Raw genomic sequence first — 20,603 nt, 5'->3', positions numbered from 1 at the left:
TTCGTCCGTGGTGGGCTTAAGTGGACTCGAACCACCGACCTCACGCTTATCAGGCGTGCGCTCTAACCGGCTGAGCTATAAGCCCATGTTTTGTTGTCGGACGCTCTGGCTAGAGGTTTGATCCCCAATCCTTCGCATTTCCAACGCCGGTTTCAGGTTCTTACCCTTCACCCTGTTCACTTTTCGGACTTCCTTCTGTTGCGCGGGCACTCTGCCGGCTGTTTCCAGCCGTTCTGTGCACGACGAAACGGACGTCTGTCCGTGGTGGAGATAAACGGGATCGAACCGTTGACCTCCTGCTTGCAAAGCAGGCGCTCTCCCAGCTGAGCTATACCCCCATATGGAAGTGATTCAACTGTCTGGTTCTTCTCAGTTCTCTCTCACTGAAGTTCCCTACACTGATTCCGGGAGCCTTTTCAGACTGTCCCGCCACTTAAAGGCACTTTCCTGCCGGTTCTCACCGGCGGGCCGTGCCTCCAAGCTCAGCTTGGGGCCTTCAAAATTAAACAACGATTGTTCAGAAGATGTCTTCCGTAACCGACCTAGGATGTCTGAGCCATTGTTCATGACTCATGTCTCCATAGAAAGGAGGTGATCCAGCCGCACCTTCCGATACGGCTACCTTGTTACGACTTCACCCCAGTCGCCAATCCTACCTTCGGCGGCGCCTTCCTTGCGGTTAGGCTACCGACTTCGGGTATTACCGGCTCCCATGGTGTGACGGGCGGTGTGTACAAGGCCCGGGAACGTATTCACCGCGGCATGATGATCCGCGATTACTAGCAATTCCAGCTTCACGCAGGCGGGTTGCAGCCTGCGATCCGAACTGAGACCGTTTTTGGGGTTTTGCTCCACCTCGCGGCTTCGCTTCCCGTTGTTAACGGCCATTGTAGTACGTGTGTAGCCCAGGTCATAAGGGGCATGATGATTTGACGTCGTCCCCACCTTCCTCCGTTTTGTCAACGGCAGTCTGATTAGAGTGCTCTTGCGTAGCAACTAATCACAAGGGTTGCGCTCGTTGCGGGACTTAACCCAACATCTCACGACACGAGCTGACGACAACCATGCACCACCTGTCTCAACTTTCCCCGAAGGGCACCTAATGCATCTCTGCTTCGTTAGTTGGATGTCAAGACCTGGTAAGGTTCTTCGCGTTGCTTCGAATTAAACCACATACTCCACTGCTTGTGCGGGCCCCCGTCAATTCCTTTGAGTTTCAACCTTGCGGTCGTACTCCCCAGGTGGATTACTTATTGTGTTAACTCCGGCACGGAAGGGGTCAGACCCCCCACACCTAGTAATCATCGTTTACGGCATGGACTACCAGGGTATCTAATCCTGTTTGCTACCCATGCTTTCGTGCCTCAGCGTCAGTTAAAGCCCAGCAGGCCGCCTTCGCCACTGGTGTTCCTCCCGATCTCTACGCATTTCACCGCTACACCGGGAATTCCGCCTGCCTCTACTTCACTCAAGCACCACAGTTTCAAGTGCAATCCATGAGTTAAGCCCATGGTTTTCACACCTGACTTGCAGTGCCGCCTACGCACCCTTTACACCCAGTAAATCCGGACAACGCTTGCTCCCTACGTATTACCGCGGCTGCTGGCACGTAGTTAGCCGGAGCTTCCTCCTCAGGTACCGTCATTATCGTCCCTGAGGACAGAGGTTTACAATCCGAAAACCTTCTTCCCTCACGCGGCGTTGCTGCATCAGAGTTTCCTCCATTGTGCAATATCCCCCACTGCTGCCTCCCGTAGGAGTCTGGGCCGTGTCTCAGTCCCAATGTGGCCGTTCAGCCTCTCAGCCCGGCTACCGATCGTCGCTTTGGTGGGCCGTTACCCCGCCAACTGGCTAATCGGACGCGAGTCCATCTCTCAGCGGATTGCTCCTTTGATTCCAGTGCCATGTGACTCCGGAATATCATGCGGTATTAGCGTCCGTTTCCAGACGTTATCCCCCTCTGAAAGGCAGGTTCCTCACGCGTTACTCACCCGTCCGCCACTAAACCATCTCTAAGCAAGCTCAAAAATGGTTCCGTTCGACTTGCATGTGTTAGGCACGCCGCCAGCGTTCGTCCTGAGCCAGGATCAAACTCTCTAAAATTTGGTATATATTCGCCTTCCGGCGTTTATATCTCTTTTAGAGCGTCTTCGGCTCTTAAAGTCCGATACACTAACGTATCGCTTGTGATTTTTTTGAAAGAGTTTTCCGTCTCTTTTTGTCCGAAAGTACTTTTCACTCTCGTCCTTTACGGGTTCCTTCTTCTGTCTCTCGTTGTTTAATTTTCAAGGTCCCATGCGGCTTCCCGGCCCTTTCAGACCCTCTTTCCGCAGCGCCCCTTTCGCAAGGCGCTTCACTATAATACCAAAACAACCTCCTCTTGTCAACCCTTTTTTTCATTTTTTTTGCAGCTTTCTTTTTAAGGCCGTCCTTACTGGTAAGAGACAAAGACATTCAAGCCCGAATCGGATTGATCCGTCACGTAAGAGATATCCTTCGGGTTCAGGGATACCCCTGCAGCCGCGGCGCCTTTCTGAAGATAAGCCGCCATTTTGAACGGCGACGCGGAAGTCAGCCCTTTTACCGTCCCATCGTAATCGCCGGAAGCAATTCGGAATGCCAGCGTCGCTTTTTTGGATTTCATTTCCGCCGCGATAGCGGAAACAACCGCGCTGTCTCCGGAATCATTCAGCGTTGAAATCACAATTCCTTTTTCAATAAAATAATTTTCTTTCATGGAAGAACAAACGGGAAGGGTCAGATTATAGATCGAACTGTCACCGCAGATCTGGGCATCCGTCAAAGAGGAAGCGGCAGGTGCAATGACATGCGTCAGTTTGATCGTCTGATCATCAATATTGAAATAGTTATAGATCAGTTTCGTGCTGTCGCACCAGGTCAGGTCGATGTGATACCAGTTCCCGTCGATTTTAATCCCATTCCACATGTGGCCAACACCGCTGCCGGTCCCTCGGATCAGAACGGTGGAGAGGCCGGCATAACCGCAGAGCAGCAGCATGGCTCTGGAATAACCTTCGCACACCGACTTTCCGTCCATCAAGGTGCCATAGGCCGTAAAGGCTTTCCAGTCGCTGCTGTCATTTACCGCCGCGCTGTCATAGGTACAGGCATTCGTTATGTAATCAAACAGGTATTCTTCGCGGTCGAATTCACTCAGGCCGGATGGAATCGACTGAACGATGGATTGTATCTTTCCATTGAATGCCAGAAGGGCGGTATTGCATTCGCTCTGCGTCAACTCTGAGTAAAGCTGCAAAATCGTCTGGTTGTTCCGGTATCCGTATGAATAAGCATTGGCGATCCAGAATACCTCGGGATGATCGTCCAGATAAGCCGTCGTCACCAAACGGATCTGAGCCTCCGTCAGCTTTCCCGGAACGGCGATCTGCCCGGTCGGAGCATAACCTTGTTCCGTTTTTGAAACCGCCACCTGATACACACTGTCCCCGATCATTTGATACAGGGTTCTTTCCGCATCGGTTTTCAAGGACTGGTAGCCGCCGGTCTGGGCCACCGTAGAGTAGCCGCCCGACGAAAAGGCGCGTTTTTGCACGCTTTTCCGTTCCACCGTCTGCGATTTTTTCGTCTCCGATACTTGCAGGGGAATTTTCACTTCACTTTTCACGGATGCAGTCTGTTTACGGACGGAAGACGAGGCCGAAGAAGCCGACGACGAATTCAGCAAAGCGGAAGAAGAGGAGGGCGAAGACTCCGCAGCGGAAGAAGAGGAGGGCACCCGGGAAGAAGCCTGCGTCACAGCAGACGATGAAACGGCGGACGTCAGACGTCCGGATGCTGTACACCCGGTCAATTGAAGCGCCAGAGCGCAAACCAATAAAGCCGCAATACCGCGGCGGCGATAAGTTCTGAGTTTCAAGTTCAGCCCTCCTGTACTTTCATTCCTTAATGCTTATGGTTTCATTATAGCATAGATATAGACAAACCATGACCTTTGAATCAAAATTTTAGAAAAATTTCATTTTCTATTTACAGCCGGCGCCATCTTGACATCCCTGACTGTTTCCCCTATAATTGGGAAAGCCAAATGAATTTTCGAGGTGTAGCGCAGTTGGTAGCGCGCCTGCTTTGGGAGCAGGATGTCGCAGGTTCAAGTCCTGTCACCTCGACCAAAAAGGCGGTCCGGCCCTTGTGGCCGGGCGGCCTTTTTCGTTGTGCGCGGCAGGCGAGAACCTGCCGGTGCAGCCCGGAGGACCGAAAACAGGAAACCTCTTCTGACTCCCGGAGCAGGGGCACGCGGAACGCGGCCCGGAATTGCACTGCCTTCAAGTCCTGTCACCTCGACCATGCAGAGTGTCTTTATTAGAATCTGAGTATCCTTTAAGGACACTCAGTTTTATTATCCGGCTTTTATTTGGGAGTAGCTCAAAGCTACTCCTTTTCTCATTTTTAAGCGTATATCGTTGTCTATTTTGTTTTTATCAGAAAGGATCAATAAAAAAGGCCGTACTTTACCGACGCTGGGCCAATAAGACGGAGCTCGTGATGGCCGCCCTGCGAAAATATATGCCCAAAATCAAAACGGAGATTCCGAATACCGGCAGCCTGCGCGACGACATATACGCCTATCTGCGCGGGCTTTCAGAACCGATGAAATCCATCGGCGCGCAGACGATCCGGGGGCTTATGATGGAACCACTGATGTGGAACACGATAAGGGCGGCTATGTCCCAGGCCATCCGATCGAGGGTGGAAAGCAAGGACAAGGTGGCGGAGGCTTTGATGGGGATTTGAAAAACGCCGAACTTCGCGGAGAAGTCCGCCTTGAAAAGCTGACGCCCCGGATCATCTCATTGCCGTGGGATCTGCTGCGGTTCGAGCTGATCGCAAAGCAGGAAATTTCCGACGCGGCCATAACGGAGATCGTCGACGATATCTTTATGCCGTTGCTCCGATTAAAATGAGATCAATCGACAGACCAAATAGTTACCCCCCGGCAAAGCCGGGGGTTCTTCATATGCGGGCAAAGCCCTGTATTACTGGCTGCGCCTCAAGGCGCTGGTACGGTCTGCCAATTGCAAAAGTTTGTTACTTGCTACCCGTAAACGGGTCTGCATACTCCTTAAGCGTCATCTGGTCTTCAACCTGATCTTCTTCCAATTGATTTTTTAATGTACTCAGCTATTGCTTTGTCATTTTTCCCTGCCGTATCTACAAAATAGCCTCTACACCAAAATGTCCGGTTCCCATATTTGTACTTCAAATTCGCGTGCCGCTCAAATATCAGCAAAGTGCTCTTTCCTTTGATAAATCCTACGAATCCGGAAACGCTCATCTTCGGTGGTATTTTTACCAACATGTGTATATGATCCGGACACACCTCTGCTTCCATGATTTCCACCTGTTTCCAGTTACATAACTCCCGCAGTATTTTTCCTATCTCAGCCCGTATATTTCCGTACGCTACTTTTCTACGATACTTGGGTGCAAACACTATGTGGTATTTGCAATTCCAGCTCGTATGGCTTAAACTATCTATGTCATTCGTCTTCATGTCGAATGTGCCTCCTTTTGATATGTTTTGTTGCAGTTGGCAGACCGCAGCTTTTATTATATCAAAAGGAGGTTTTTTACTATTATCACCGCTAAAGCTTTTTGGGAACTCCCGGCACAGCCGGGAGTTTTCGTATTACAATAATCCACAAAGCAGCCCCGCCCGTTTGGGCAGGACTGCTTTTGTTATGCGCGGCGGGAAAGCCGTCCAGCGCAGCCCGGAGGGCAATGTTTATGATTTATTCATAAAAAATCCCATAAAACTTCAAAGAGGTTTCATAAGCGGGTAACAAAGTCCGCCTATACTAGTATCATTCCAAAAGGAAAACGAAAATCGAAAAAATATACTGCGCGGGGCCTGCGGCAAGGACGGAATACCGGACCACAGGCCCGCAGACGAACAATAAGTTCCTCTTACGAGGACTTTATATACTTTTTCAATACTCCTCCCTCTTTCATGCCGCCCCTTTGGGGCGGCATTTTTTGCGCTTTAATGGAAGGAATCTCTCGGGAAAACCGTTGTGTTCAGACCCGGAAAGCGGGGGACGTCCCCTATGGTATTCAAATGATCTTTTACTTTGAGCCGTCCGTTTTCCACCAGCCCCGGGTTGCTCCTCTCCACCTCCCGGATCAGGAGAGCTTTCAGTTCCTCTTTCTTTTCGGCAAACGCTTCGTCTTTTGAAAGATCGTGCAGTTCCTTGGGGTCCTCCTCCAGGTGGAACATCAGTTCGTCGCCGTTGCAGTTCGTCTGAAGATATTTCCAACCCTTGTCGATCACCGCAAAATACCGGTTTTCACAGCTCCCGAAAAAGATTCTGTCCTCCGGAGTTTTACGGTACCGCAGCAGGTCGGTTCCGTCCGTCTCCCCGTTATATTCCGCGCCGCAGATGCTTAGAATCGTTGGCATGAGATCGGCCAGAGTGACCGTTTTTTCACACCTTTGCCCGGCAAATTCCTTTACGGAGCTGCCGAATTCCGCAGGCGGCTTGATGATGAGCGGCACATGACAGGACCCTTCCAGATGATTGTATTTTGCACCCATGCGGTGGTCTCCCATCATGTCGCCGTGGTCCGAGGTGAAAATGATCCAGGTGTTTTCCAGCAGATTCAGCTCTCTCATCCGCGCGAAAAGAATCCCCAGATTGTAATCGATCTGCGTGATGCAGGCATAATAAGCCTTTTTGGACCGGACCAGCTGTTCCTCCGTCATCCGCCAGCTGTTGTTCAGGGCAAATGTGGCCCGGTAAAACCCCAGAGGGGCCCTGCTCAGGTCTGTCGCCCAGTCGCCCACTTCGGGCGGGGCAATCTGAGCGTCTTCATACAGCTTCCAATATTGCAGCAGAGGATCGAGGGGCGGGTGCGGTTTCGGAAAACTGGTCCACAGGAAGAATGGCCTTGTGGGATCGCGGTTCTCGACGAAGTCGACCGACCGGTCCACGATCCAGTGAGTCAGCGTCTCCCGCTCCTCCATGCAGTTGATGACGGGTTCCACCTCGTTCTCCCCGACGCCGTGCAGCCGGGTGCTGGCTTTTCCCTCCCGACGCTTCTCGTTGAAGTAGTCCATCGGCAGGTCGATGTGTTCAAATCCATAGCAGGCCCGCATGGGCGCAAAGTGCATTTTTCCCTCCGCTCTGGTCTGGTAGCCGTTCGCCGTCAGTATTCCGGGCAGGGTTGCGCGGCCTTTCATTGGAAGCACGTTGCTGTCGTTGCCGGTCAGGCCGTGATGCTGCGCCTGCAGCCCGGTCATGATGGTGGCGCGGGCCGGCATGCACAGCGGACAGGCGGAATAGCAGTTCGTAAAGCTGATTCCTTCGTCTGCCAGCCAGTTCAGGTGCGGGGTATAAATCTCCCGGTTCCCCAGAGCCGCAATCGTGTCATAGCGCTGTTGGTCTGTCGTGATGAAAAGTACGTTCGGTTTCTTCATGGATTACTGATTCCTCTTTCCGCGCTACTGCGCCTCCGTTGTTTTTTCCCGGCCCTTTTCCGCGTGGCACGACAAGGGTAATATTTGTCAGTACCGTGCTAATGACTACGTATTCATTAATTGAAATATATCACTTTTCACATTTCCTGTCAATGTAAGTTCATTCTTTTTATCTTTTTTACAACATATATCATTCCGTTTTGTTGATACTCCACAGATTCGTTTCCAGTTTACTCCGCCAAAAAAGCTTCCGTCGTCTCCCTGTGAATGAAAGAATAGCGGAAACTCTGGTTCACAGGTCCCACTTCCTGCCCATGAATCATCTGGTATAAAATGGAGCAACCGCTGTGCACCATTTCATAAATCGGCGCGTGGAGAGTCGACAGCGAAGGGTGAATCCAGGAAGCGATTGGGAGATCATCCATTCCGATGACCTGGACTTGTCCCGGAACGGGAATCCCAAGATCCTTCAGCGCATTGACGACTCCGATCGCCATCATGTCGTTATAAACCAACATGGCGCTTTTCCCTTCCATGAACCGGTCCCGATGCCCCATCACCGCCCGGTAAGCAGCCTCCATGGAAAGGCTGCACTCCAGAATCCGATCCGGATCCACTGTTTTATTCCGCCGCGAAAGACCGTCTTTCAATCCATTTAAGCGCTTTTGCGCTTCTTTTTCCGACACCGGGACTGTAACATATCCATAATGATAATCCCGCAGTTCTCCAAAAAATTCCCCGGCCTGACGTCCGGCATCATATCCGTCCAGCAGGAAATTGGCCCCTTCCTCCTGAGCGTTATAAACGGCGACGCAGGGGATATGATATTGCTCGATCAGTTCCCTGTCGCGCTCGGATAAAATAGAACGAAGCGTGATAAATCCGTCCACTTTCTGGCTTTTCACAATCCGCTCGAATGCGTTCATGCCGGCCTGTTCATCGTAATCGTACACCATCATGATATCATAGTCGCTTTTGATCAGTTCCCGCTGCACCACATCGTAGACATAGGCGAACATCATATTCTTGCTGAGGCTCTCAAAAAAGGTGGGAAATAAGATTCCGATGATTCCTGTCTTTCTGGTTTTCAGCCCCCGAGCCTGACTGTTCAGAGCAAAGCCGTACTGCCCGGCCATCTTTTGAATATATTGGCGCTTTTCCAAGGGCACAAGCGGGCTGTTGTTCATTGCTCTGGAAACGGTGGACTGCGAGATTCCAAGCAGCGCGGCAAATTCTCTTGAATTAATCATATATCATCCCTCATAGGTTTTCCTTATGTCCGCTCCGTATCAAAACACGCCGTCTCAAAAATCGAGTCGGGCTGATTTCCGTCGCAGGCAGACCGGGCGGTTTTATTCTTTCCCCGTGAGCGCGGCGGCAATCGCATCCGCGGTAGGAGGGCACCCTTTCACCTGCCTGGAGGCGCCGTCGCAGCAGCGGCCGATGCCCAGGCCCTGAAATTCTCTGCCCTTCCAGCCCTGCCCGATGGCAATGGGAGTCCCATGGCTTCCGCCGCAGGAATACAGCGCGCGGACCAGACTGGCGTAACAGGCCGAACAAGCGCTGTCCTGACACACGCCGGCAGTCAGCCGCGCGACCTTCGCGGAGGGCTTGGGATAACGGCCGCCCTGGGACGGTTCGTTCAGGCGCAAGACATCCTCCCCGCACACCTGCGCAGAACCGGCTCCCCATTGTTCCGCCAGCCCGATATACGGAACTTCGGAAAGAGGAAGCCCCATCAGACGGCACCCGTAGGCGTCCAGCTGAACCGGGTCCTCCCCAAGAATCATGCGCCCGGTGTAAACGGGATTTCCTCCCTCTTCAAAATCCAGATCGCCGCAGATGCTGTCCACAATCGTGAGGGGCGGCCGCAGGGCACTGGCCAAAGCGGCGATCGGTTTCATCAGCCCCTCCGCATGAAAACGCCTCTTCTCCCGGTCGGGGAGACAGCCCTTGCAGTTTTTCAGCGCGCAGGTCATTGCCGTCTGGCAGTGGCCTTTGAGAACGGGCAGATTAATCAGATATCCGGCGTCCAATGCCCGGCCGCAAATCTCCATCGGCCTCAGGGGAGTCTGGACCGTCCGGGTCTGATCCTGTTTCAGGTCGTAAAGCGGCACGCCGTATTTCCGGCCCACCTCTTCGTATCCGGCGGCGCGGAACGCGCGGCCCGTGCTGTCCCCGACCCAAGAACCCTCAATGACGCTGATGTCCCGGATCCCATGGTCCTGTAGATACGAAATCACCCCGGCCAGCACTCCGGCGTGGGTGGTGGCCCCGGAATCGGGCGACTTCGATACCACAAGATTCGGCTTGAGCGCAACGTTGGCGCCCGATGGAATTTTTTTAATCACTTCCGCCGCCTCCATGAGCTTTCTGGTCATGGAATAGGCGTCGTCTCCGAATATTTCATACATTTTACTCATAACGACAGGATTCCTTTCTTTTCGTTTGCTTTCACGCCGGAATCGGCGGCCGCTCCGCCCGCGCACCCCGATGACTCAATCTTCCTGATTACGGCTGTATTTCTTTCCGGTGCTGCAAATGGATGCCGATGTGGCCGATCCCCAGAACCACGGCGGAGAGGATCAGCCAGACCACTTTTCCGTAGATTCCGAGGAACAGAAACGCGGTGACCGGCAATGTGGCGCCCGCGACGGGTACCCCCCAAAAGCCGCTGTAAAAATCTTTCAGTGTTTGATGACTTCTAAAGTAGCGGACCCACCAGAATTCGTAAAGAATCATCAAAGCAGCCGCCGCGGCCAGCCAAAAATCCCACAAAGACCATCCGTTTAAATTCAAATCGGTAAAAATCAGCGCTGTGCAGGTCACGCAGACCTGTCCCGCTTTTTCAAAAACCAGCAAAACCGGACTTTCCTGTCTGCTGCTGTATCCTTTGGGCCGGTGCTTTGTCCAGATCAGGTTGGGAATGGTCAGCATCAGCAAAAAAATGAATCCAACGTAAGAAAAGCCCAGATGCCCCATATCATGTCCCTCCGCAAAGGCAATAGAAAGGTTCATGCTTCTTTTTAAAATCAGTGAGAAACATTCCAATTTTTAAAATTTCAGCCGGTCCAGTCTTATTATATTCTATCCCAGGGCCGACTTCAATGATGAAAAAAGGGCGGTCGCCCTTTGCAAGCCGGGACGTTTCACGATCTTAATCAAACAAAAAAGGCCAGCCGAATAGTCAGGCTGACCTCTTTCCGTTTTGGGCGGCTTTACCGAAGGGCCGCTTCCCCGCGCTCGCCGGTACGGATGCGCAGCGCGTCCTGAATTTCCGATATAAAGATTTTACCGTCGCCGACCTGACCGGTCTTGGCGGTTTCCACGATCTTGTCAAGGATCTCCTCCAGGCGAGAGTCCGAAACGACAAGTTCGATTTTGATCTTTTTTAAAAAATTGTAGTCCACCTCCGTGCCGCGAACGAATTCGCGGTACCCGCGCTGACACCCGGAACCCATGATCTGCGTCACGCTGATGCCGTTGACGTTCAGCGATTTCAGCGCTTCCTTGATGTCTTCCAGCTGCTCCGGCCGGATATATGCTTCGATCTTCTTCATTTTTCTCCTCCAAATCAGCTAATCCATGCCGTTGAACGCCGGATAAGCGGGTTCTCCATGCTCCACGATGTCCAGACCGATCTCCTCTTCCTTCGCGGAAACACGGATCCGTTTCGTCACCAGCTTCGCCGCGGCAATTGAAATCAGCGTGCCGGCAACCGCAAACAGGATCGCCACGCCGATGGCGGCCAGCTGCCGCAGGAATAAATCCGCGCTGCCGAAGAACAGGCCGTTCCACTTCGCGGAAGAGTTGACGGAGGTCTGCGTAAACAGACCGGTCGCGATTCCGCCCCAGATGCCGCCGATACCATGGCAGCCGAACACGTCAAGCGCGTCGTCATAGCCGAATTTCCTTTTGACGACCGAAATAAAGAAATAGGAAATCGGGCTCGCAAGGCCGCCGATCACAAGAGAAGCCCAGACCGGCACGAAACCGGAGCCCGGCGTGATCGCAACCAGGCCGACTACCAGCCCTGTGGACGCCCCAACCAGAGTCGGCATCCCGCTTTTCACTTTTTCCACAAGGATCCAGGTCAGCATCGCGGCCGCGGCGGAGGTGTTCGTCGTCAGAAAGGCATGCGCCGCCAGCTCATTCGCGGCCCCGGCGCTGCCGGCGTTAAACCCGAACCATCCGAACCAGAGCAGCGCAGCGCCGAGGAAAACAAACGGCACGTTGTGCGGATGATAGGAAATCTTCCCATAGTTCTTTCGCTTGCCCAGAAGAATGGAAAGGACGAGCGCGCTGACGCCGGAAGTGATGTGGACCACATTTCCCCCCGCAAAGTCGACCGAACCGATCTTCATCAGGAACCCGCCGCCCCAAACCATGTGCGCCATCGGGTAATAGACCAGAACGGACCAGACCGCCACAAAGACGGACAGGGAGGAAAACCGCATGCGCTCCACCACGGCCCCGACGATCAGCGACGGGGTAATCACCGCGAACATCATCTGAAAGATTGCGAAGATCAGCGTATCCGGCGGATAGGTCGAATCGTTCATCGCGCTGAAATTCATGCCCGCCCAGTTCAGGTTCCCGATCCATCCCCCCACGTCTCCGCTGAAGGAAAGAGAGAACCCGAAAAGGACCCAGAGCACCGCGGAAAGGCCCATGGTCAGAATGCAGCTCATAATGGTATTGACCGTATTTTTTCTTTTTGTCATGCCGGAGTAAAACAGCGCGAGAGCAGGCGTCATCAGCAGGACCAGGGCGGAACTTGTCAGCATCCAGGCTGCGTCACCGTGGTTCATCAAAAACATCCCCTATTTTCAATTCCCGCGGGTCGGATCAGGCGCCTCAGGACCCTTCCCGCAATAAAAAAACAGAACCGACAATTCCCTGAAAAGGAATCGCCGGCTCCATCGCCAAACAATATGATAAAGGAATTGTAGCATACTTTTTAAAGAAAATCAATACGAATGATTCACAAAAGTTTGTGCCCTTCAAATTATATAAACTTTTTCCGGGAATTTTCTGAATCTTACAAAGTTTCTTTTCCGTGCTACCGCTTCGCACTCCATTTCGGCCCGGCGGCGGCGCCGGGTAAGCAAAAAGCATCCCAAACCGTTCTTGACAAACGCGGAAAACTGTTCTATGATAAGGAACAAATTAAATAAAAAAGCTGAGAAAAGAAAGAGTAGGTTCTCCCCTACCGGGCAAAGAGAGAAGCGGATGGTGGGATCGCTTCGCCGGCGGAGAAATCGAAATCATCTTGGAGCTGCAGACCAAAAGGAGGCCGTGCTTCTGATTAGGCTCTGACGGAAGCCCGCCGTAGAAATGGGAAGCGGCATCGATCTTAAATGATCCGTGCTGTGCGAGGTATGAAAGTAACGCTTTCATACGAAATTAGGTGGTATCACGAGCGATTCGTCCTAATGGGATGAATCGCTCGTTTTGTTTTTATTTTTCACTTAAAACGATAAAAAGGAGTCTTGACAATGGCAAACCAGAACATCTATTTACCCCATTACAGCGTTGGAGAAGACTGTTATCGTGAAATTCCTTTCATCACAAGAAACTTCGGCAAAAAAGCGGTTGTCATCGGCGGAAAGACGGCAATGGCAAAGGCAAAGGAAGCAATCCGGGCGGGCGTGGCCGGTTCGGACGTCAGCCTCCTCGGTTTTTTGTGGTACGGCGGAGACTCCAGTTTTGAAAACGTTGAAAACCTGAAGAAAGACCCGCTCGTTCAGCAGGCGGAGATGCTGTTCGGGGTCGGCGGCGGCAGGGCCTGCGACACGGTCAAAACCCTGGGTGACATGCTGGACAAACCGGTTTTCACCTTTCCGACGCTTGCTTCCAACTGCGCGAGCTGCACAAACCTGAGCGTGATTTATAACAAGGACGGCTCCTTCAAAGAGTATTATTATCAGAAACAGCCCGCCTGCCACACGTTCATCAACACGAGGATCATCGCCGAATCACCGTATGACATGTTCTGGGCCGGGATCGGTGACGCGCTTTCCAAGGAATACGAAGTCGTGTTTGCCTGCCGCGACAAGAAGCTTCATCATCTTCCGCTTCTGGGGCTCGGAATTGCAAAAACGTGCACCTCGCCGCTTCTCAGCCTCGGAACGCAGGCTCTTGAAGACTGCAAAAACAACAAGGTCTCGTTTGCGCTTGAGCAGGTTGCGCTGGATATCATCATGCTCACCGGCATCGTATCGAACTGTACCGTACACCAGAATCAGCCCGATCCCAAAGACGATTATTATTACAACAGTTCGCTCGCCCATTGCGTCTATTACGGCAGTTCGCTGGTTCCGGCGTGCGAAAAACACCTGCACGGCGAGATCGTTTCGTTCGGCGTGCTGTGCCTTCTCACTTACGACCGCCAGTTCGAGGAGCGGGACCGGATTCTCGCGTTTAACAAAAGCGTCGGGCTGCCGGTTACAATGGCTGAAATCGGCCTGACCCAGGCCGACCTTCCGGTCGTCGCAAAAAAAGCGTCCTCGGTTGTCGAGTGGACCTATGCCCCCGGAAACCCGACCGAAGAAAGATTCATGCAGGCCGTCAGGGACGCCGACACGGCCGGCAGACAAGCCCTGGGAAAATAGTAAGGACTTTCTTTTTCACAGAAGGACCGGCACTGCGTCATCTTTCCAGGCCAAAAGGCTGACACCCCAAGGGGTGTCAGCCTTTTTAAAGTTAAACTACTTTACGGAGATTTCCCCTTCGTATCCGGGCCTTATTCTTCCAGCGAATACAGCAGTTTGGGGATCGTTCGCCCCTTTTTTAGCAGCGACGCCTCTTCCCCGACGACCCTCGCGCCCATCTTCTCATAGAACGGCACCGCCTGCGGGCTGGTTACGAACTCGAACCGGCCGATCCTTTCTTCCCTGCAAAAAGCAAGCAGTTCATTCCACAAGTTCCGCCCGTATCCCTTTCCAATGGAAGCGGCACAAACGTAGAAAAATTCAAGCTGCCAGTTCGATTCGTTGCTCTGGAGCCCGAAAAATCCGACGGTTCGGTCTCCCTCTTTTAAAACACGGACCGGATTGGACCGGATAAAATCCGCCGTGACGTTATAATATCTTCTGAACTGATCCATATAATTCTTGTCATAGCCCCAGTACGCTTCGGAATCACAGGCCAGTCCGGACAGTTCTTCTGAGATTTTTTCTTCCGCTTTCTCTAAGTTCAACATAGGGTACCTCCCCGCCGCATTGCGTCCCGGCGCCGAGCCTTTCAGGCCCGCCGCAAAGATAACAAAATCGGCGATTCCTTTTCTAAAGTGTCACAATCGTCGGCTCATGGCCTGAAAAGGGGAAAAATTTTATAAATAGGTCCTTTGTTTTGATCTTCAGGCTGGACGTATTAATGCAGGGGTGGCACCCGATGAATTCCGATTCCGCAACGTCGCGGTCCATCAGCAGCCTGACCCGGTTCTCCCGGTCGTTCATCAGACCCATGACGCTGACGGAACCGGGAGTGACGTTCAAGTATTCTTGCATAAACTCCTCCCCCGCGAAGGAAAGGCGGGAACTGCCGGTCTGCTGGGAAAGAACCTTCGTATGAAACTCCTTTCTGCCCGGCATCATCAGAAGATAGAACTCCGTTTTCTGACGGTTGCACAGAAACAGGTTTTTGCAGATTTCGACTCCCAGAATCCTGCCGATCTCCCCGCAGGATTCCACATGCCCCACCGCGTCATGATCCAGGCGCGCATAGGGGATTTCAAGCCTGTCCAGCAGCTCATAGACAGCCATTTCCTTCGGAAGGCGGACGTTTGCCGGCTTCTCGTGATATACTCTTGGATCGATATGAATGTCGCTCATACAATCACCTCGAATTTCTTTTCATTTCTACAGGGAGGTCCCTCTGGAATTCAGCGGAAGCTCCGGAACCTTCTCCCTCGATCCCGCCATGGAAACGAAGAGGCCGGCCATGGTAAACGCCGCTCCCACGATTTCGATCCAGGTGATCCGTTCCCGAAGGATCAGGGCCGACGCGGTAATCGTAATCACCGGCACCAGATAAATATAGATGCTGGTCCTCACGACGCCCAGGGCGTTGACGGCCAGATTCCATGTCACAAAGCAGAGGGCCGAAGCCCCCAGGCCCAGGAACAGAAGATTGAACAGATTGACCCGGGTGAACATTTCTTTGATCTCAACATGGACTCCAAAAGCGCAGGCTGCAGGAATCATCAAAAGGATCCCGTAAAAAAACACCCTGCGCGTGCATTCGATGGTCGGATACTGAAAATTGCTGATTTTTTTCATCAAAATCGAATAGGCCGCCCAGACGGCCGCCGCACATAACGCCAAGAAATCCCCGAACGGATTTATTTTTAAAACGAAACCCCCATTGAAATCGATCAGCGAAATTCCAAGGATCGCCGTCAGAAAACCGATCAGAAAGGGGACTCTCAGCTTTTCGCCTTTTAATAAAAAATGAGCGAGCAGGGCGGTAAAAAAGGGAGAGATCGAAACGATCACACCGACGTTCGCCGCCAGCGTATACGTCAATGCAATGTTCTCAAACAGGTAATAGAGCGTGACCCCGCACAGCCCCGCCAGCAGAAACAAAATTTCCTGCCGAAGCGGCTTGATTGAGAACCAGCGGGGACGCATGAGCCAGAGAGCGGCGTACCCAAGAAGAAACCGCATCAGCAGAATCTCAATCGGAGTGAAGCTCCGCAGCAGTATTTTGGTGGAAATGAATGTCGTTCCCCAAATCAGAATCGTAAGAATCGCCGTCAGATTCCCGTAAAAAGCCTTTGAATGCGTCATCGTCGCGCTCCATATTCTTTCCGTTTATTTTAGATTGAAATAGATCATATCTTCCGTGATGGTTCTGTTCTTGATTTCATCCCGTCTTTGCGCAACGACTTTTCCACCCATATGCCGGTAAAAGCCCAGCGAAGGATTGCCCTGAAGGCAGTTGACGATCATGGAAGAACACCCCGCGGCGGTAAGCTCCCGCACGCCCGCCGAAAACAGGGCCTTTCCCGCGCCCGTCCCCTGGAAACCGCGCAGGACATAAATGGCATAGATTTCCCCCGAATCCCGATACGCCGGGTTTCTGGAGATTCCGCAGCGGCAAAAGCCGATGATGTTGTTTTCAACGGACGCAACCATGAAATTGTCATTTTCCTCTATCTCGGTCCGGCATTTTTCGGTCCTTTCCATCAGCTCCGCAATCCGCGCGTCGATCACATCGTCCGGCATCAGCCCCGTATAGGTTGTTTTCCACGTATACACGTTAACAATCGTAATTCCCAGCGCGTCCTCCGGAACTGCTTTGCGAATCTCAAACATCCAAGGCCCCCCTCCCGCTTTTTTTATCATAACATCCGGGACAGAAAATCACAACCGATTCTGACCATAAAAAAGCCGCTGTCGAAATTGAAACGCAGCGGTTTTTTTCAGAATATCTCAGGGAAAAATCACAGAGGCGCGGCGTTTATTCCAGTTCGAAGGCGCCCGTGTAAAGCTGATAGTATTTCCCTTTTTCCTGAATGAGCTGTTCATGGCTCCCGCGCTCGATGATGCGTCCATTTTCCAGCACCATGATGACGTCGGAGTTCTGCACGGTGGAAAGCCGGTGGGCGATGACGAACACCGTTCTTCCCTTCATCAGCGCGTCCATTCCCTTCTGAACGATGGCTTCGGTTCTGGTATCGATGGAGGACGTCGCCTCGTCGAGGATCATGACGGGCGGGTCGGCCACTGCGGCGCGGGCGATGGAAATGAGCTGCCGCTGCCCCTGGGAAAGACTGCTTCCGTCGCCCTCCAGCACGGTTTGGTACCCCTCCGGGAGCATGCGGATAAATCCGTCGGCGTTCGCCAGCTTCGCGGCGGCGATGCACTCCTCGTCCGTCGCGTCCAGCTTGCCGTAACGGATATTGTCCATCACCGTCCCTGTAAACAGGTTCACGTCCTGGAGGACGACGCCGAGCGAACGGCGGAGGTCCGATTTTTTGATCTTGTTGATGTTGATGCCGTCGTAACGGATCTTCCCGTCGGCAATGTCGTAAAAGCGGTTGATGAGGTTCGTGATCGTCGTTTTTCCCGCGCCGGTCGCTCCGACGAAAGCCACTTTCTGGCCGGGCTCCGCATAGAGCGTGATGCCGTGCAGAACGGTCTTTCCTTCTTCATAGCCGAAATCCACGTCGAAAAAGCGGATGTCGCCCCGGAGCGGCGTGTAAGTCACCGTGCCGTCTCCGTGAGGATGCTTCCACGCCCAGTTCCCCGTGCGCTCCTCGCACTCCGCGACGGTCCCGTCGTCTTCCACTCTGGCGTTGACAAGGGTGACGTAACCGCTGTCCTGCTCGCTCTCCTCATCCATCAGTTCAAAAATCCTGGAAGCGCCGGCCAGTGCCATGACCACCATGTTGAACTGCATGGAAATCTGGCCGATCGGGTTGATGAAGCTGCGGGACAGGGTGAGAAAAGAGATGATCGTTCCGATCGTCAGCGCGTGAACTCCGGTCAGGCCCAGGTTCGGAATCCCCGCAATCCCCGCCGCGCCCCCGACAATGGCGAGAAGTACGTAGAGCATATAGCCCATATTGCCGACGACCGGCATGGTGACGTTGCCGTAGATGTTCGCCTGGGTCGCGCAATAGCAAAGCTCTTCGTTCTTTCTGTCGAACTCCTCTTTGGCCTTTTCCTCGTGGCAGAAGACCTTGATGACCTTCTGCCCGTTGATCATTTCTTCAATATAGCCGTTCACGCCGCCCAGCGACTGCTGCTGCTTCATGAAATAGGTTCCGCTTCTGCCCACGATGGCTCGGATGACCTTCAGCAGGACAACGGCGAAAACGGCGACGAAAGCGGTGAGCCCGACGCTGAGATAAAGCATGGAGAGGAATGCGGCCGACACGGAAACGACGGAGGAAAACATCTGCGGGAGGCTCTGGGAAATCGCCTGGCGCAGCGTGTCGGTGTCGTTGGTGTAACGGCTCATCACGTCGCCGTGGGTGTGCGTGTCAAAGTACCGGATCGGCAGGGTCTGCATGTGGGTGAACATTTCGTCGCGGATCTTTTTCAGCGTGCCCTGCTCGACGACGACCATCATCCTGTTGTAAAGCAGCGTCGCGAGCGTGCCCGCCGCGTAGATGCAGGCCATCATGGCAAGCGCGTGCAAAAGTCCCGTGAAGACGGGATTCGGCCGCCCGAGCAGCGGAACGATGTAGCGGTCGATCAGGGTCTGCAGGAACAGCGAGGAACCCGCGTTCGCGGCCGCGCTGACCAGAATGCAGACAACGACAAAAATCAGATGAAGCCTGTAAACGGCCATATAGGAAAACAGCCGTTTGATCGTGCCCGGCTTGAACCGCCGGACCGGCGGCCTGTTTTGGTCTTTTAAAGCGTTTTCCGCCGGCATTTCACTCATCGAGAACACCTCCCTGATTCTGGGATTCATAAACTTCCCTGTAAATTTCGCAGGTTTTCAGCAGCTCTTCATGCGTGCCGGCCGCGTCGATTCTGCCGTCGTCCAGGACGATGATCTTGTCCGCGTCCTGAACGGACGAGACGCGCTGCGCGATGATGATCTTCGTCGTGTTTGCGATCTCCTCCCGGAAGGCCTGGCGGATGAGCCCGTCGGTCTTGGTGTCGACCGCGCTGGTGGAGTCGTCGAGGATCAGGATCTTCGGCTTTTTCAGCAGCGCCCTCGCGATGCACAGCCGCTGCTTCTGCCCGCCTGAGACGTTGGTGCCGCCCTCTTCGATATAGGTGTCGTACCCGTCCGGGAACTCCCGGATAAACCCGTCGGCCTGAGCGAGCCTGCAGGCGTGAACCATCTCTTCATCCGTCGCGCTTTCGTTGCCCCAGCGCAGATTGTCCTTGACGGTGCCAGAAAAAAGGACATTCTTCTGCAGCACCATCGCCACCTGGTTGCGGAGCGCTTTCAGGTCGTAGTCCCGCACGTCCACGCCGCCGACGGTCACTTTTCCGCCCGTGGCATCGTAAAGCCGGGGGATGAGCTGCACCAGGCTCGACTTGGAAGAGCCGGTGCCGCCGAGGATTCCTACGGTTTCCCCGGACGCAATGGAAAGGCTGATCCCGTCCAGGACCGGCTTGTCGGCCTTTCTCGCATAGGAAAACGTGACGTTTTGAAAGGCGACCGACCCGTCTTTGACCTCGCGCACGGGGTTTTCCCCGTTTTTCAGGTCGCTTTCCTCGCTTAAAATCCCGACGATGCGCTCGGCCGAAGCGCGCGAAATGATAATCATGACAAACACCATGGAGAGCATCATCAGGCTCATGAGAATCTGCATCGCATAGGTGACAAGGCTGGTCAGCTCGCCCGTCGAAAGCCCCTGAACGGGATTGTTGCCGCAGGCGACGATCTCCCTGGCGCCGAACCAGGAGAGAAGAAGCATGCTGACGTAAAGGCAGAACTGCATCAGCGGCATATTGAACGCCAGCCGCTTTTCCGCTTTTGTAAAATCCTGAAAAATGGACTGTGAAATGCCGGCGAATTTCTCTTCCTCATGTTCTTCGCGGATATAGGATTTGACGACCCGGATGCCGAGCAGATTTTCCTGCACGACGCTGTTCAGCCTGTCGTAGGTGTTGAACACCCGCACGAAAATCGGGTGCACATGCGACATGATCAGCCACAGGCCAAAGCCGAGCACCGGAATGGTCGCGAGAAAAATCAGGGACAGATGGACATCGATCCGGAAGGAGAAAATCAGGGAAAACGCGATCACCATCGGCGCGCGGACCGCGAGGCGGATCAGCATCTGATAAGCCATCTGCACGTTGGTGACGTCGGTGGTCAGGCGTGTGATAATGCTGGCGGTCGAAAATTTGTCGATGTTGGAAAATGAAAATTCCTGAACGTTGTGGAACATATCCCCGCGCAGATTCTTCGCGAAGCCCGCGGAGGCGATCGCCGCGCTGCGGCCCGCAAGAAATCCGGTCAGCAGCGAGAGCATCGCGGCGGCCGCCAGCACCAACCCCATCCAGAGGACATAGGACATATTGTTTTTGCTGATTCCGTTGTCGATCAGATACGCCATCAAGGTGGGAATCACGATTTCTAAAATGGATTCAAACGTAACATAAACCGGCGCGAGGATCGTGTCCTTTTTGTATTCCCCCACGCTGGATAAAAGCTTTTTTATCATGGA

The 20,603-nt window shown here is 53.3% G+C and carries 16 protein-coding genes, 3 tRNA genes, 1 rRNA gene, 1 pseudogene and 1 other annotated feature; of the genes and pseudogenes, 4 read left to right on the top strand and 17 right to left on the bottom strand.

Annotation, left to right across the window (positions count from 1 at the left end):
• Nucleotides 1-8: 8 nt before the first annotated feature.
• From VA597_RS02100 to VA597_RS02085, 4 genes are all read right to left on the bottom strand, one after another.
• Nucleotides 9-85 (bottom strand) — tRNA-Ile (locus VA597_RS02100).
• Between the two features lie 177 nt (nucleotides 86-262).
• Nucleotides 263-338 (bottom strand) — tRNA-Ala (locus VA597_RS02095).
• 246 nt (nucleotides 339-584) lie between these two features.
• Nucleotides 585-2,103 (bottom strand): 16S ribosomal RNA (locus VA597_RS02090).
• 328 nt (nucleotides 2,104-2,431) lie between these two features.
• The gene (locus VA597_RS02085) at nucleotides 2,432-3,898 is read right to left on the bottom strand and encodes a transglutaminase domain-containing protein (protein ID WP_326975019.1); all 1,467 of its coding nucleotides are present in this window, start codon (nucleotides 3,896-3,898) and stop codon (nucleotides 2,432-2,434) included.
• 177 nt (nucleotides 3,899-4,075) lie between these two features.
• Here VA597_RS02085 and VA597_RS02080 point away from each other — a divergent pair.
• The 3 genes from VA597_RS02080 (at nucleotide 4,076) to VA597_RS02070 (ending at nucleotide 4,943) form a co-directional block, all read left to right on the top strand.
• Nucleotides 4,076-4,151, top strand: a tRNA-Pro gene (locus VA597_RS02080).
• 394 nt (nucleotides 4,152-4,545) lie between these two features.
• On the top strand, nucleotides 4,546-4,773 hold the full coding sequence (locus VA597_RS02075) for a hypothetical protein (RefSeq protein WP_326975018.1): 228 nt from the start codon (nucleotides 4,546-4,548) through the stop codon (nucleotides 4,771-4,773).
• The gene (locus VA597_RS02070) at nucleotides 4,770-4,943 is read left to right on the top strand and encodes a hypothetical protein (protein ID WP_326975017.1); all 174 of its coding nucleotides are present in this window, start codon (nucleotides 4,770-4,772) and stop codon (nucleotides 4,941-4,943) included. Before VA597_RS02075 ends, VA597_RS02070 begins: the two co-directional genes overlap by 4 nt.
• A 124-nt stretch (nucleotides 4,944-5,067) precedes the next feature.
• Here VA597_RS02070 and tnpA read toward each other — a convergent pair.
• From tnpA to VA597_RS02035, 7 genes and pseudogenes are all read right to left on the bottom strand, one after another.
• A pseudogene (tnpA, locus tag VA597_RS02065) lies at nucleotides 5,068-5,533 on the bottom strand (IS200/IS605 family transposase).
• A 489-nt stretch (nucleotides 5,534-6,022) separates the two neighbouring features.
• On the bottom strand, nucleotides 6,023-7,456 hold the full coding sequence (locus VA597_RS02060) for a sulfatase-like hydrolase/transferase (RefSeq protein ID WP_326975016.1): 1,434 nt from the start codon (nucleotides 7,454-7,456) through the stop codon (nucleotides 6,023-6,025).
• Nucleotides 7,457-7,686: 230 nt separating this feature from the next.
• Nucleotides 7,687-8,706 (bottom strand): LacI family DNA-binding transcriptional regulator, encoded by a 1,020-nt coding sequence (locus tag VA597_RS02055; protein ID WP_326975015.1) that lies wholly within the window; start codon nucleotides 8,704-8,706, stop codon nucleotides 7,687-7,689.
• Nucleotides 8,707-8,808: 102 nt separating this feature from the next.
• Complete coding sequence (locus VA597_RS02050) at nucleotides 8,809-9,879, bottom strand: DUF362 domain-containing protein (RefSeq protein ID WP_326975014.1); 1,071 nt, start codon at nucleotides 9,877-9,879, stop codon at nucleotides 8,809-8,811.
• A gap of 88 nt (nucleotides 9,880-9,967) precedes the next feature.
• The gene (locus VA597_RS02045) at nucleotides 9,968-10,438 is read right to left on the bottom strand and encodes a hypothetical protein (RefSeq protein WP_128741404.1); all 471 of its coding nucleotides are present in this window, start codon (nucleotides 10,436-10,438) and stop codon (nucleotides 9,968-9,970) included.
• Between the two features lie 236 nt (nucleotides 10,439-10,674).
• Entirely contained in the window at nucleotides 10,675-11,016 is a 342-nt protein-coding gene (locus VA597_RS02040; protein ID WP_128741403.1) for a P-II family nitrogen regulator, read from the bottom strand.
• Between the two features lie 18 nt (nucleotides 11,017-11,034).
• The gene (locus VA597_RS02035; RefSeq protein ID WP_128741402.1) at nucleotides 11,035-12,276 is read right to left on the bottom strand and encodes an ammonium transporter; all 1,242 of its coding nucleotides are present in this window, start codon (nucleotides 12,274-12,276) and stop codon (nucleotides 11,035-11,037) included.
• A gap of 355 nt (nucleotides 12,277-12,631) precedes the next feature.
• Nucleotides 12,632-12,894 (top strand) — a binding site (T-box leader).
• A 60-nt stretch (nucleotides 12,895-12,954) separates the two neighbouring features.
• Here VA597_RS02035 and VA597_RS02030 point away from each other — a divergent pair.
• The gene (locus tag VA597_RS02030) at nucleotides 12,955-14,070 is read left to right on the top strand and encodes an iron-containing alcohol dehydrogenase family protein (RefSeq protein ID WP_128741401.1); all 1,116 of its coding nucleotides are present in this window, start codon (nucleotides 12,955-12,957) and stop codon (nucleotides 14,068-14,070) included.
• A gap of 131 nt (nucleotides 14,071-14,201) precedes the next feature.
• Here VA597_RS02030 and VA597_RS02025 read toward each other — a convergent pair whose 3' ends face one another.
• From VA597_RS02025 to VA597_RS02000, 6 genes are all read right to left on the bottom strand, one after another.
• Complete coding sequence (locus tag VA597_RS02025) at nucleotides 14,202-14,660, bottom strand: GNAT family N-acetyltransferase (RefSeq protein WP_205703188.1); 459 nt, start codon at nucleotides 14,658-14,660, stop codon at nucleotides 14,202-14,204.
• Nucleotides 14,661-14,742: 82 nt separating this feature from the next.
• Nucleotides 14,743-15,291: a prolyl-tRNA synthetase associated domain-containing protein gene (locus VA597_RS02020; protein WP_128741400.1), complete on the bottom strand. Its 549-nt coding sequence runs from the start codon at nucleotides 15,289-15,291 to the stop codon at nucleotides 14,743-14,745.
• 27 nt (nucleotides 15,292-15,318) lie between these two features.
• Complete coding sequence (locus VA597_RS02015) at nucleotides 15,319-16,248, bottom strand: DMT family transporter (RefSeq protein ID WP_128741399.1); 930 nt, start codon at nucleotides 16,246-16,248, stop codon at nucleotides 15,319-15,321.
• 24 nt (nucleotides 16,249-16,272) lie between these two features.
• Complete coding sequence (locus VA597_RS02010; protein WP_164918920.1) at nucleotides 16,273-16,776, bottom strand: GNAT family N-acetyltransferase; 504 nt, start codon at nucleotides 16,774-16,776, stop codon at nucleotides 16,273-16,275.
• A gap of 145 nt (nucleotides 16,777-16,921) precedes the next feature.
• On the bottom strand, nucleotides 16,922-18,847 hold the full coding sequence (locus VA597_RS02005; protein WP_442861485.1) for an ABC transporter ATP-binding protein: 1,926 nt from the start codon (nucleotides 18,845-18,847) through the stop codon (nucleotides 16,922-16,924).
• Between the two features lies 1 nt (nucleotide 18,848).
• Nucleotides 18,849-20,600 carry an ABC transporter ATP-binding protein gene (locus tag VA597_RS02000; RefSeq protein ID WP_128741396.1) on the bottom strand — a complete coding sequence of 584 codons (1,752 nt, stop codon included), beginning with the start codon at nucleotides 20,598-20,600 and terminating at the stop codon, nucleotides 18,849-18,851.
• Nucleotides 20,601-20,603 lie beyond the last annotated feature (3 nt).

Origin of the sequence: Caproicibacter sp. BJN0012, from assembly GCF_035986805.1 — a bacterium.
In the GTDB taxonomy this organism is placed as follows: Bacteria; Bacillota; Clostridia; order Oscillospirales; family Acutalibacteraceae; genus Caproicibacter.
This window is presented reverse-complemented; position numbering and strand designations above follow the sequence as displayed.

Excerpts from the sequence above, each read along its gene's own strand:
- VA597_RS02075 (WP_326975018.1), top strand. The coding sequence starts at position 4,546 with ATGCCCAAAATCAAAACGGAGATTCCGAATACCGGCAGCCTGCGCGAC.
- VA597_RS02060 (WP_326975016.1), bottom strand. The coding sequence starts at position 7,456 with ATGAAGAAACCGAACGTACTTTTCATCACGACAGACCAACAGCGCTAT.
- VA597_RS02055 (WP_326975015.1), bottom strand. The coding sequence starts at position 8,706 with ATGATTAATTCAAGAGAATTTGCCGCGCTGCTTGGAATCTCGCAGTCC.
- VA597_RS02050 (WP_326975014.1), bottom strand. The coding sequence starts at position 9,879 with ATGAGTAAAATGTATGAAATATTCGGAGACGACGCCTATTCCATGACC.
- VA597_RS02045 (WP_128741404.1), bottom strand. The coding sequence starts at position 10,438 with ATGGGGCATCTGGGCTTTTCTTACGTTGGATTCATTTTTTTGCTGATG.
- VA597_RS02040 (WP_128741403.1), bottom strand. The coding sequence starts at position 11,016 with ATGAAGAAGATCGAAGCATATATCCGGCCGGAGCAGCTGGAAGACATC.
- VA597_RS02035 (WP_128741402.1), bottom strand. The coding sequence starts at position 12,276 with ATGTTTTTGATGAACCACGGTGACGCAGCCTGGATGCTGACAAGTTCC.
- VA597_RS02030 (WP_128741401.1), top strand. The coding sequence starts at position 12,955 with ATGGCAAACCAGAACATCTATTTACCCCATTACAGCGTTGGAGAAGAC.
- VA597_RS02025 (WP_205703188.1), bottom strand. The coding sequence starts at position 14,660 with ATGTTGAACTTAGAGAAAGCGGAAGAAAAAATCTCAGAAGAACTGTCC.
- VA597_RS02020 (WP_128741400.1), bottom strand. The coding sequence starts at position 15,291 with ATGAGCGACATTCATATCGATCCAAGAGTATATCACGAGAAGCCGGCA.
- VA597_RS02015 (WP_128741399.1), bottom strand. The coding sequence starts at position 16,248 with ATGACGCATTCAAAGGCTTTTTACGGGAATCTGACGGCGATTCTTACG.
- VA597_RS02010 (WP_164918920.1), bottom strand. The coding sequence starts at position 16,776 with ATGTTTGAGATTCGCAAAGCAGTTCCGGAGGACGCGCTGGGAATTACG.
- VA597_RS02005 (WP_442861485.1), bottom strand. The coding sequence starts at position 18,847 with ATGCCGGCGGAAAACGCTTTAAAAGACCAAAACAGGCCGCCGGTCCGG.
- VA597_RS02000 (WP_128741396.1), bottom strand. The coding sequence starts at position 20,600 with ATGATAAAAAAGCTTTTATCCAGCGTGGGGGAATACAAAAAGGACACG.